Raw genomic sequence first — 11,555 nt, forward strand, 5'->3', positions numbered from 1 at the left:
GTAAGGAGCGTTTCTATATGATAAAGCGAATGTTAAAGCAAGTAGAACAGATGGTAAATGGTACTGGATTAGCAGAGCAATATGAGGGAACTATTATTCAAGGCGTGTCTATTGATACGAGAAAAATTGAAAAAGGAAACTTATATGTTCCGATTCAAGGGGAGCGTTTCGATGGACATGCTTTTGTAGATAAAGCAGTTGAAAATGGAGCTGTAGCTACATTGTGGATGAAAGATGTAGCAAATCCACCCGAGAATCTTCCGGTTATTTTTGTAGAAGATACGCTATCTGCACTGCAAATGTTAGCGAAAAACTATCGCGATCAATTGGATGTTAAAGTTGTTGGTGTGACAGGTAGTAACGGTAAAACATCCACGAAAGATATTGTGACAAGTATTCTCGCGACTAAGTTCAAAGTTCAAAAAACAGAAGGAAATTTCAATAACCATATTGGGTTACCTCTCACTATTTTAAACTTAGAAGAAAATACAGAAGTAGCTGTATTAGAAATGGGTATGTCAAGCCGAGGAGAGATTGAATTTTTATCTAAGTTAGCTCGTCCTAATGCAGCTATCATTACGAATATTGGTGAAGCACATTTAATGGATTTAGGATCTCGTGAGGCCATTGCTGAAGCGAAATTAGAAATTGTTACAGGGTTACAAGAAGGTGGCGTGTTCGTATATAATGGAGATGAGCCGTTATTAACGAATCGTGTTCCTGAAATGAATTTAGCAGCGGAAACAGTTACGTTTGGTGATGCAAGAGCCAACGATTACTATCCAACAACTGTAACATTACAGGCAACTGGGACACATTTTAAAATGAATAGAGATGAAAATATTTCATTCTACCTACCGGTGTTAGGAAAACATAATGTGTACAATACACTTGCTTCAATGGCAATTGCGACACATTTTGGTGTGACGTGGGAAGAAATGAAACAAGGTTTAGTAACACTTCAAATGACGGGCATGCGTATGGAGATTGTAAAAACGGATAGTGGATTAACAATTATCAACGATGCTTATAATGCAAGTCCGACGGCTATGGAGGCAGCATTCCATTTAATGAATGGTTTAGATGGGTTTACTAAAAAAATCGTTGTGCTTGGTGATATGTTAGAACTTGGAAATCAAGAAGTGCAGTTCCATTATGAGGTAGGTAAATTAATCGATCCAGCAAAAATCTCACATGTATTCACATACGGTAGATTAGGAGCTCAAATTGCTGAAGGAGCAAAAATTAATTTCCCTAATGAACGTGTAAAGGCGTATGATAATAAAGAAGAGTTAGTAAGAGATTTACAAGCAGTAGTCGATGCGAAAGATGTTGTATTAATAAAAGCATCTCGCGGTATGAAATTAGAAGAAGTAATTACGATGTTGAAATAATTGGTGTATATAAATAGGGATGATAGTCACGAAAATAGAAGAAACTTATAATAAGCGCTTACAGTAAATGATAAAAAAATAAAAGTAAAGAAAAAGGCCCTGAATATAAAATAAGGTAACAGTTGGGTTTGCTTTTTACACATACAAAACTTATAATTGATAAAGTGTAATAACGTTTAGAAGTATTTTCGTGAAGAATATACGCCCGGTTATATACGTGAGCATTCAGGAAAAGGGCTTTTCCGCAAATTCGGAAAACGCCTTTTTTTAAATGATAAGTATAGGATAGAAAAGGAGAAGTAACATTGACAACATTTCGAGAATTAGGATTAAGTGAGTCTTTACTGCAATCGGTTGAAAGTATGGGCTTTGAAGAGGCTACGCCGATTCAAGCTGAAACAATTCCACATGCATTGCAAGGTAAGGATATTATTGGGCAAGCGCAAACAGGTACAGGGAAAACAGCAGCATTCGGATTACCACTATTAGATAAAGTGGATACAAATAAAGAAGCAGTTCAAGGTATTGTTATCGCGCCAACGCGTGAATTAGCAATTCAAGTTGGAGAAGAGCTATACAAAATTGGTAAACATAAACGTGTTCGTATTCTACCAATTTATGGTGGTCAAGATATTAACCGCCAAATTCGTGCTCTAAAAAAACACCCACACATTATTGTTGGTACGCCGGGTCGTATTTTAGATCATATTAACCGTAAAACACTTCGCTTACAAAACGTAGAGACTGTTGTTCTTGATGAAGCGGATGAAATGTTAAACATGGGCTTCATTGAAGATATTGAAGCGATTTTAACAGATGTGCCAGAAACACATCAAACATTATTATTCTCAGCGACAATGCCAGATCCAATCCGTCGTATTGCTGAGCGTTTCATGACTGAGCCTCAACACATTAAAGTAAAAGCAAAAGAAGTAACAATGCCAAACATTCAGCAGTTCTATTTAGAAGTGCAAGAAAAGAAAAAGTTTGACGTGTTAACACGCTTACTAGATATTCAATCTCCAGAGCTTGCGATCGTATTCGGTCGTACAAAGCGTCGTGTTGATGAATTATCAGAAGCATTAAACTTACGTGGTTATGCAGCAGAAGGTATTCATGGTGACTTAACACAGGCGAAACGTATGTCTGTATTACGTAAATTTAAAGAAGGTGCTATTGAAGTTCTTGTTGCAACAGACGTTGCTGCACGTGGTCTTGATATTTCAGGCGTAACACACGTATACAACTTCGATATCCCACAAGATCCAGAATCATACGTTCACCGTATCGGTCGTACTGGCCGTGCAGGTAAAAAAGGTATTGCAATGTTATTTGTAACACCACGTGAATCAGGACAATTAAAAAATATCGAGCGTACAACAAAGCGTAAAGTTGATCGTATGGAAGCACCGACACTTGATGAGGCATTAGAAGGTCAACAACGTTTAATCGCTGAAAAACTTCAAAGCACAATCCAAAATGAGAACTTATCATACTACAAGCGTATTGCAGAAGAAATGTTAGAAGAGAATGACTCTGTAACAGTAGTAGCTGCTGCTTTAAAAATGATGACTAAAGAGCCGGATACAACTCCGATCGCTTTAACATCAGAACCACCAGTTGTTTCAAGAGGTGGCGGTTCTAAAAAACGTGGCGGTAACGGAGGCGGATACCGTGATGGTAACCGTAATCGTAGTCGTGACGGACGTGGCGGTGGCGATGGTCGTAACCGTGATGGACGTAATCGTGACGGAAACCGTGATCGCAATCGTGATGGAAACCGTGATCGTAATCGTGATGGTGGCAGTCGTGGTCGTAGAGGTGAAGGTCAAGGTCGCCCAGGATCTTCAAATGGACGCGGCGAAAGAAAACATCATAGCCGTCCACAAGCTTAATAAAAAAGAGAATGCCCTTTGTTGGCATTCTCTTTTTTTATTTCTGTAATTGTGCATACTACATAGTAGTTATGATAGAAAAGGGGCTGTTATATGCTTGTAAGGCTTGGTTACGTTGCGATGAGTGTGCATTTGAAGAATGCATCCCCATCTCAAACGATGACGTACGCACAGTTTCAGAAAATAGATGATCGTGATGCTGCAATTCGTAAACTTGAAAGAATTGCTAATTCCAATTTGGAAAATTGTTTACGTTTATTAAAGCATAATAAGGGACATGACATATCTTTCTTTCGGCTTAGTTCTAAGCTCATTCCTTTAGCGAATCATGAGGAATTGCTAGAGTGGAACTATATTCGTCCTTTAAAAGAAAAATTGAAAGAATTAGGTGAATATGCAATTCATATGAATATGCGAATTGATTTCCATCCAGATCATTTTGTTGTACTAAATTCACCTGAGGAGAGTGTTTTTAAACAATCTGTAAAGACATTGCAGATGCACAAAAAATTATTAAAAGGCATGGGGATTGAACATAAGCAACGATGTGTACTACATGTTGGAGGAGGGTATAAAGATAAAGAACTTGCATTAGAGCGTTTTATAGAGAATTGGTCTAATGTCCCAAGGGGTATTCAAGAAATGATTATATTAGAAAATGATGATACAACTTTTACGTTAGAGGAAACATTATATTTAGGAGAAAAATTAGATATTCCCGTCGTGTTTGATTTGCATCACCATATGATGAATAATGAGCAAGAAGATTGGTATGAAGATTGGGCACGTGTTGTTCATACGTGGGAAACATCTTTGTTACCGGTTAAAATGCATATCTCTAGCCCTAGAGAGGGAAAAGATCCAAGAGCTCATGCAGATTATATTAATGTAGACGCATTTTTATCTTTTTTAAGAAGGATAAAGGGAAGTGTTCCGCAAATTGATTGTATGATTGAGGCGAAGATGAAGGATGAGTCTTTATTTCAATTAATGAGGGATTTAAACGAACAGGTAGATGTAGAAATTATCGATGGTGCAAGCTTTTATATTAAATAAGCTTTGCACCATCGTTTTTTTTTGTTAGAAAGGGAGTTAAAATGCCGCCGGTTATTAAACCTGTTAAATGACTGATCGGATTGGCGGAAGGATTAAAGAAAGTAAATAGCAGTAATAGAAGTATCACAATTGAGAAAATGGCAATTTCTTTTGGTTTTGAAGAGCGGTATCGATTGTACAATAAAAATAATTGTGCGCCTAATAGTCCGAAAATACCACCTGATGCACCTGCGTGAATATATTCAGGAGGCATAATAATATAAGAAGAAATATTTCCGGAAATTCCAGAAAGAAAAAATAGAATAAAAAAAGAAAAGTGTCCGAGTTGCTTTTCGATAGAAGAACCAAGTGCAAACAAAAAAATACTATTAGAAAGAAAATGTTGTAAGTCTACGTGTACCAGAAGGGAAGTTATGACACGCCACCATTCTCCTTTAGCGATATATTCATTAGAGGCTGCCAGTGGGAAGAGGAAAAAGTCGCCTAATATCATCATGACTAAGTGAATAAAAAGTAAGGTGAGAATAGTCGGTTGTAAAGAAATCTGAGTAGATCTTATTAGCATACGGTTACTATCACCCCTTTTGCATCAGAAAGATTCTCTGTTATTCTTATCAATATGAAAGAAGAAAGTTAAATAGAAGAAGGGGATTTTGAAATGATTATAGGGATTGGAATCGATATTATTGAATTAAATCGTATTGAAAAAATGCTAGATGGAAAGCTTAAATTTATGGAACGTATTTTAACAGAAAATGAACGTAATGTTGCTATGGAGCTGAAAGGAAGTCGTCTTACAGAGTTTGTAGCTGGAAGGTTTGCAGCGAAAGAGGCGTATTCAAAAGCTGTAGGTACTGGTATCGGGAAAGAAGTGAGCTTTTTAGATATTGAAGTGAAAAATGATGAAAGAGGTAAGCCGATTCTGATTACAAGTACAGAGTATGTTGTTCATTTATCAATTAGTCATAGTAAGGAATTTGCTGTTGCTCAAGTTGTTTTAGAAAGCTCGTCACGCTAGTCTGCATATTTTATATCTTTGTCTCATATATTTGAGGTAGCGATAAGGAAGGTACATCTTCCATTCATTTATAGGGGCAAAGGGGCTGAAGTGATGAAAAGGCGTCTGTTTTTAGTTCTTGTCGGTTTATTGACCGTTTTTGTGTTGGCGGGTTGTGTGGAAAAGAAACAAGATGATGTCGTGAGAGATTTAGAAGCGAAAGTAAAAGGGATGAAAAGTTATCAAGCTGAAGCAAAATTATCTATTAAAACAGGAAATGAGCCTCAGGAGTATAATGTAGAGATTTGGCATAAGGAACCGTCTTTTTATCGTGTGAATTTAAAGAATTCAAAAAAAGATCAGAGCCAAATCATTTTAAGAAATGAAGAAGGTGTATTTGTATTAACGCCAGCACTTAATAAGAGCTTCCGTTTTCAAAGTGATTGGCCGCAAAATAGCAGCCAGGCTTATTTATATGAATCACTTGTAAGAGATATTTTGCAGGATAAGAAAAACCTTACTTTCGAGAAAACAGATAAGTATTATATTTTTAAAACAAAAACAAACTATCAACATCAAAATATGTTGCCGAAACAAGAGATTACGCTGAAGAAGAGCGATTTGACTCCAGTTTCAGTGAAGTTAATGGATAATGATCAAAATGTTCTTGTAAAAGTAGATTTCTCTAAGGTGAAATTCGATGCGAAATTTGATAAAGGTGCATTTGATACGAAACAAAATATGTCTAGAGCGCAGGTAGATGTTCAAACAACAGCGAAAGAAGACAAACCGTTTGCTATTTTGTATCCACTTGATACACCGCAAGGTATGACTCTGCAAGATGAAAAAGAGTTGAAGACAGACAGTGGCAAGCGTGCGATACTCACATACACTGGAAATAAGAAATCCTTTACTTTAATACAAGAAAAGGCAAAAGTTGCAGAGGCTTCATCAGCGGTAAGTGTAAGTGGAGAACCAGTTGATCTTGGGTTTACGATTGGTGCATTGACGAAAGACTCTGTAACGTGGTCGCATAACGGAGTAGAATATATGCTCGTGTCTAAAGGTTTAGAGCCGAAGGAGCTACTAATGGTTGCTCGTTCAGTTACAGCGAAGCAGGTGAAGTAGACTTCTTAGACGTGGTGATATATGTGCACCACGTCTTTTCTTAGTTTGAAGGTGGATTTCATAAAAGAAGCATATAAAAGAATAAGCTTCGCATATCGTGTATAAGGAAGTGTATTTATGGAAGAAGCACCATTTTACCGTGACACTTGGGTGGAAGTGGATTTAGATGCCATTTATAACAACGTTACACATATTAAAGAGTTCATCCCAAGTGATGTAGAGATTTTTGCTGTAGTTAAAGCAAACGCGTATGGGCACGATTATGTACCGGTGGCTAAAACGGCATTAGAAGCGGGTGCAACAAGGTTAGCTGTGGCTTTTTTAGATGAAGCTTTAGTGCTTCGGAGGGCTGGTATTACTGTGCCGATTTTAGTGTTAGGTCCCTCGCCGCCGCGTGATGTAAATGTAGCTGCTGAAAATGATGTAGCGCTAACTGTTTTTCAAAAAGAATGGGTGGACGAAGCAATTAAACTTTGGGATGGTTCATCTGTGATGAAATTCCATATTAACTTTGATAGTGGTATGGGGAGAATTGGAATACGTGAAAGAAAAGAACTGAAAGCATTTTTAAAGAGTTTAGAAGGTGCACCGTTTTTAGAGTTAGAAGGAGTATACACGCATTTTGCAACGGCAGATGAGGTAGAGACTTCGTATTTTGATAAGCAATATAACACGTTCTTAGAGCAGTTAAGTTGGTTGAAAGAATTCGGAGTGGATCCTAAGTTTGTCCATACAGCTAATAGTGCTGCCACGTTACGTTTTCAAGGGATTACATTTAATGCAGTGCGAATTGGGATTGCAATGTATGGATTATCTCCTTCTGTAGAAATACGTCCTTTTTTACCATTTGAATTAGAACCGGCGCTATCACTGCATACGAAAGTAGCTCATATTAAACAGGTGATTAAAGGTGATGGAATTAGTTATAACGTCACTTATCGAACGAAAACTGAAGAATGGATCGCGACTGTAGCGATTGGTTATGCAGATGGATGGCTTAGAAGATTACAAGGATTTGAAGTGCTTATAAATGGTAAAAGGGTACCGATTGTAGGGCGAGTAACAATGGATCAGTTCATGATTCATCTTCCTTGTGAAGTGCCGCTTGGTACGAAAGTTACGCTTATTGGAAGGCAGGGAGATGAGTATATTAGCGCTACAGAGGTTGCGGAATATTCAGGGACTATTAATTATGAAATTATTGCAACGATCAGTTTCCGTGTGCCAAGAATATTTATACGGAATGGTAAGGTTGTAGAGATAATTAATTACTTGAACAATATATAGAAGGTAGTATGATTGCTTCTTGTCATTGGAGTGACTGTTCATTGCTGGATAATAAGCTCTTTTTGATGAGAAGCTTTTTACTTATAATCATTTTTTATATAAGTTACACGTAAGTTTTGAAGAGGAGTTCTATTGTTTTTAGTTAGTTATGAGATAAAAAATTTAAGAAGATGAATGTTTTGTTTATGAATTGGAAAACATAAGCAAGGAATAAGGAAGTCTTTGCAACAGGCTCCATACAATGGTATTATTACAATAGGTGTCATATATATATTTGGGTGTGTAGTTGACGGTGGAGGTGTATTTTTGTGTCCGAATCAAGTGTAACTACTGAAATCGTGGTTCGGTTGCCAAAGCAAATGGTAACGGAATTGGACGGAATTGGAAAACAAGAGAATAAGAATCGCCATGAACTAATTTGCCAGGCAACACAATTGTTATTGCGTCAACATAAGACGAAGAAACGCTACCAACATGAATCAATGCGACGTGGGTATATTGAAATGGGAAAAATTAATCTTGGTATTGCATCTGAAGCTTTCTTAGCGGAGTATGAAGCAGCTCATACAGTAGAACGCTTAGTTAGCGGGGGGTAATATTTTGATTGTAAAACGCGGCGACGTGTATTTTGCAGACCTTTCCCCAGTTGTTGGTTCTGAGCAAGGAGGCGTTCGTCCGGTTCTTGTCATTCAAAATGACATCGGAAATCGTTTTAGTCCAACGGTGATTGTAGCGGCTATTACTGCACAGATTCAAAAAGCAAAATTACCCACTCATGTGGAAATTGATGCGAAAAAGTATGGTTTTGAGAGAGATTCTGTTATTTTACTTGAGCAGATTCGAACAATCGATAAGCAACGCTTAACGGACAAAATCACTCATTTAGATGAAGTGATGATGAGTCGTGTAGATGAAGCGTTACAAATTAGTTTAGGACTAATAGATTTTTAAATCGGCAGTTTAAGTTGCTCTCTTTGAAGGGCAACTTTTTTTATTATAGAGGAGGTTACGGTTGTATATGGAAATGGTAGATAATCGACAAGCGTTAATGAAAATGTTAGTGAAAGAATTAGGCTTTAGCGAAAAGCAAGTTCGTCATGTTATTCAATTAACAGAAGAAGGTAACACAGTTCCATTTATTGCTCGTTACCGAAAAGAATGGACAGGCTCTTTAGATGAGGTGCAAATTCGTGCGATTTTAGAGAGATGGCAATATATGATGCAACTTGAAGATAGGAAGGAAGAAGTTATTCGTCTTATTGATGAGAAGGGAAAACTGACAGGAGAGCTGAGACAGCAAATTGTTAAAGCTACAAAGTTGCAGGAAGTAGAAGATTTATATCGTCCATATAAAGAGAAAAGAAGAACGAAAGCAACGATTGCAAAAGAAAAAGGGTTAGAACCGTTAGCTGAATGGTTGTTGTTATATAAGAAAGAAGATCCGGCTAAAAAGGCAGTGGAATTTATTAATGCAGAGAAAGAAGTGCAATCTGCAGAAGAAGCTTTACAAGGTGCACAAGACATTATTGCAGAAATGATTTCAGATGAAGCTACGTATCGTAGTTGGATTCGAAATATTACTTTTAGAAAAGGTATTATGTCTTCGTCTGTAAAAGGTGAAGAAAAAGATGAAAAGAATATATATGAAATGTATTACAGTTATGAAGAACCATTGCAAAAAGTAGTACCACATCGTGTATTAGCAATGAATCGCGGTGAGAAAGAAGATATATTGAGAGTTTCTGTTGTCCCACCAGTAGATGAGATATTAAATTTCTTATATAAGAAAGTAATTCGTGATAACGATTCTAAAAGTGCGCATTATGTACAATTAGCGATTGAAGATGGTTATAAACGATTAATTCAATCTTCAATCGAAAGAGAAATTCGTAAAGAATTAACAGAAATAGCTGAAGAACAAGCGATACATATTTTCTCTGAGAACTTACGTAACTTATTATTACAACCTCCGATGAAAGGGAAAGTCGTGCTAGCGGTAGACCCGGCATATAGAACTGGTTGTAAATTATCTGTAGTAGATGATACGGGGAAAGTACTACATATTGATGTTATTTATCCGCATCCGCCTGTTCGTAAATATGATGACGCAAAAACGAAAGTTCTTTCTATTATAGATAAATATCAAGTTGAAATGATTGCAATTGGTAATGGGACAGCATCTAGAGAAACAGAGGAATTTATAGTAGATGTATTACAAAGTGTGAAACAGGAAGTCTTTTATATTATTGTAAATGAAGCGGGTGCTAGTGTATATTCAGCTTCTGATTTAGCTCGTGAAGAATTCCCGAATTTACAGGTTGAAGAGAGAAGTGCCGTTTCTATTGGAAGACGTCTGCAAGATCCACTGGCTGAACTTGTGAAAATTGATCCTAAATCAGTTGGGGTTGGACAATACCAACATGATGTATCTCAAAAGAGATTGAATGAGTCATTAACATTTGTAGTAGAGACAGCTGTTAACCAAGTTGGGGTTAATGTAAATACGGCTTCGGTTGCATTGTTACAATATGTTTCAGGTTTATCGAAAACTGTTGCGAAAAATATTGTGGCAAAGAGAGAAGAGGATGGGAAATTCACAAAGCGCACGGAATTAAAGAAAATCCCACGTTTAGGTGCAAAGACGTACGAACAATGTATAGGTTTCTTGCGTATATTAGAAGGAGCGAATCCATTAGATCGAACAGGTATTCATCCCGAACAATATAAAAATGTTGAATTGTTATTGAAGAGTTTAGGGTTATCGATAGATGACGTAGGACAACCGCAATTACAAAAGAGATTGGAAGAAGTAGAGATTTCTAAGTTGTCTCAAGAAACGGGGGTTGGGGAGCCGACGTTAGTTGATATTATAGATGCGCTCATTAGCCCAGAACGAGATATGAGGGATGAGTTGCCTAAACCACTTCTGAAAAAAGGGATTTTGAAATTAGAAGATTTAAAACGTGGTATGGAACTAGAAGGAACAGTGCGTAACGTTGTTGATTTTGGTGCTTTTGTTGATGTAGGCGTAAAGCAAGATGGTTTAGTGCATATTTCTAAGCTTAGTAAACAGTTTGTAAAGCATCCGTTAGATGTTGTATCAGTAGGACAAATTGTAAAAGTATGGGTAGATGATATTGATACAAAAAAAGGACGCGTTGCACTATCTATGTTGCCGATTGAATAGTAAGAGAAGAGAGCAGATGAAACTGCTCTTTTTTTATAGAATAAAAAGTGTAATGGATTATGAGTTTTGATGTATTTTGCTATAATAAAACCAGCATTCATTTAGCAATTTAATTTGATACCGGTTTTTTTCGAAATATGCACGTTGCATCTGTTTTTTTAGCCACGTAGGCATAGGAATCCCTCCTTGTTTAATCCTACTCTCAAAAATCTAAAGTGCTATTGATGAGAGGTTGGTGAGTGGATTTCTATTCATGTTGTGTTTTTAGAAACCACGCGTCTTGAATGAGGATGGGTATATGTACTATTTAATATATGTATAAGAAGCGTGAAAAGTGTAAAAATATTTTTTTGTTTAGGAGGAATGAGAATGGGCGAGGGAGAAATTCAACGGCTAGTGGAAGAAGTATCGCTACAATACTTCGGAATGCCGTTTTTACATAAAGCAACGTTCAATAGTAGGCTGCGTACAACTGGTGGGCGTTATTTGTTGAAGAGTCACAATGTTGAACTGAATTATCGATATTACGAAATGTATGGTAAGGAGGAGTTAATCGGAATTATCAAACATGAACTGTGTCATTATCACTTGCATATTACAGGAAGAGGGTA

General features: G+C 36.9%; 12 protein-coding genes (1 of these 12 only partly in view). 10 read left to right on the plus strand and 2 right to left on the minus strand.

Annotation, left to right across the window (positions count from 1 at the left end; all coding sequences use genetic code 11):
• Positions 1 to 17 precede the first annotated feature (17 nt).
• The 3 genes from murF (at position 18) to uvsE (ending at position 4,345) form a co-directional block, all read left to right on the plus strand.
• On the plus strand, positions 18 to 1,394 hold the full coding sequence (murF, locus tag MHH27_RS01320; RefSeq protein ID WP_000595969.1) for a UDP-N-acetylmuramoyl-tripeptide--D-alanyl-D-alanine ligase: 1,377 nt from the start codon (positions 18 to 20) through the stop codon (positions 1,392 to 1,394).
• Positions 1,395 to 1,699: 305 nt separating this feature from the next.
• Entirely contained in the window at positions 1,700 to 3,289 is a 1,590-nt protein-coding gene (locus MHH27_RS01325) for a DEAD/DEAH box helicase (protein WP_000206602.1), read from the plus strand.
• Positions 3,290 to 3,382: 93 nt separating this feature from the next.
• Positions 3,383 to 4,345: a UV DNA damage repair endonuclease UvsE gene (uvsE, locus tag MHH27_RS01330; RefSeq protein ID WP_000961144.1), complete on the plus strand. Its 963-nt coding sequence runs from the start codon at positions 3,383 to 3,385 to the stop codon at positions 4,343 to 4,345.
• Here uvsE and MHH27_RS01335 read toward each other — a convergent pair.
• Positions 4,338 to 4,910, minus strand: coding sequence for a rhomboid family intramembrane serine protease (locus MHH27_RS01335; RefSeq protein WP_000908526.1), 573 nt, complete (start codon positions 4,908 to 4,910; stop codon positions 4,338 to 4,340). The two genes, uvsE and MHH27_RS01335, sit on opposite strands and share 8 nt — an antisense overlap.
• A gap of 93 nt (positions 4,911 to 5,003) precedes the next feature.
• Here MHH27_RS01335 and acpS point away from each other — a divergent pair, with 93 nt between their 5' ends.
• The 6 genes from acpS to MHH27_RS01365 all read left to right on the plus strand — a co-directional run bounded on the left by acpS (position 5,004) and on the right by MHH27_RS01365 (position 10,944).
• Complete coding sequence (gene acpS, locus MHH27_RS01340; protein WP_000583418.1) at positions 5,004 to 5,363, plus strand: holo-ACP synthase; 360 nt, start codon at positions 5,004 to 5,006, stop codon at positions 5,361 to 5,363.
• 156 nt (positions 5,364 to 5,519) lie between these two features.
• A complete protein-coding gene (locus MHH27_RS01345; protein ID WP_139213356.1) occupies positions 5,520 to 6,470 on the plus strand; it encodes a LolA family protein in 951 nt (316 codons plus the stop codon).
• 117 nt (positions 6,471 to 6,587) lie between these two features.
• Entirely contained in the window at positions 6,588 to 7,757 is a 1,170-nt protein-coding gene (alr, locus tag MHH27_RS01350; RefSeq protein ID WP_000390593.1) for an alanine racemase, read from the plus strand.
• A 308-nt stretch (positions 7,758 to 8,065) separates the two neighbouring features.
• Positions 8,066 to 8,353: an antitoxin EndoAI gene (locus MHH27_RS01355; RefSeq protein ID WP_000004570.1), complete on the plus strand. Its 288-nt coding sequence runs from the start codon at positions 8,066 to 8,068 to the stop codon at positions 8,351 to 8,353.
• 4 nt (positions 8,354 to 8,357) lie between these two features.
• Positions 8,358 to 8,708 carry a type II toxin-antitoxin system endoribonuclease NdoA gene (ndoA, locus tag MHH27_RS01360; protein ID WP_000635965.1) on the plus strand — a complete coding sequence of 117 codons (351 nt, stop codon included), beginning with the start codon at positions 8,358 to 8,360 and terminating at the stop codon, positions 8,706 to 8,708.
• Between the two features lie 67 nt (positions 8,709 to 8,775).
• On the plus strand, positions 8,776 to 10,944 hold the full coding sequence (locus MHH27_RS01365; protein ID WP_139213355.1) for a Tex family protein: 2,169 nt from the start codon (positions 8,776 to 8,778) through the stop codon (positions 10,942 to 10,944).
• A gap of 57 nt (positions 10,945 to 11,001) precedes the next feature.
• Here MHH27_RS01365 and cmpA read toward each other — a convergent pair whose 3' ends face one another.
• Positions 11,002 to 11,118 (minus strand): cortex morphogenetic protein CmpA, encoded by a 117-nt coding sequence (gene cmpA, locus MHH27_RS01370; protein ID WP_001143640.1) that lies wholly within the window; start codon positions 11,116 to 11,118, stop codon positions 11,002 to 11,004.
• A 195-nt stretch (positions 11,119 to 11,313) separates the two neighbouring features.
• Between cmpA and MHH27_RS01375 the strand changes: the two genes are divergently transcribed.
• Positions 11,314 to 11,555 carry the 5' portion of a SprT family protein gene (locus MHH27_RS01375; RefSeq protein ID WP_000503730.1) on the plus strand. 217 nt of this gene lie beyond the right edge of the window, so 242 of the gene's 459 nt are visible here — the first part of the coding sequence; the start codon lies at positions 11,314 to 11,316; its stop codon lies off the right edge, out of view.

Origin of the sequence: Bacillus sp. FSL L8-0152, from assembly GCF_038006365.1 — a bacterium.
GTDB classification, from domain to species: domain Bacteria; phylum Bacillota; class Bacilli; order Bacillales; family Bacillaceae_G; genus Bacillus_A; species Bacillus_A cereus.

Bases quoted from the DNA above. Each gene is read 5' to 3' on its own strand.
- murF (WP_000595969.1), top strand. From the start codon at position 18: ATGATAAAGCGAATGTTAAAGCAAGTAGAACAGATGGTAAATGGTACT.
- uvsE (WP_000961144.1), top strand. From the start codon at position 3,383: ATGCTTGTAAGGCTTGGTTACGTTGCGATGAGTGTGCATTTGAAGAAT.
- MHH27_RS01335 (WP_000908526.1), bottom strand. From the start codon at position 4,910: ATGCTAATAAGATCTACTCAGATTTCTTTACAACCGACTATTCTCACC.
- acpS (WP_000583418.1), top strand. From the start codon at position 5,004: ATGATTATAGGGATTGGAATCGATATTATTGAATTAAATCGTATTGAA.
- alr (WP_000390593.1), top strand. From the start codon at position 6,588: ATGGAAGAAGCACCATTTTACCGTGACACTTGGGTGGAAGTGGATTTA.
- MHH27_RS01365 (WP_139213355.1), top strand. From the start codon at position 8,776: ATGGAAATGGTAGATAATCGACAAGCGTTAATGAAAATGTTAGTGAAA.
- cmpA (WP_001143640.1), bottom strand. From the start codon at position 11,118: ATGCCTACGTGGCTAAAAAAACAGATGCAACGTGCATATTTCGAAAAA.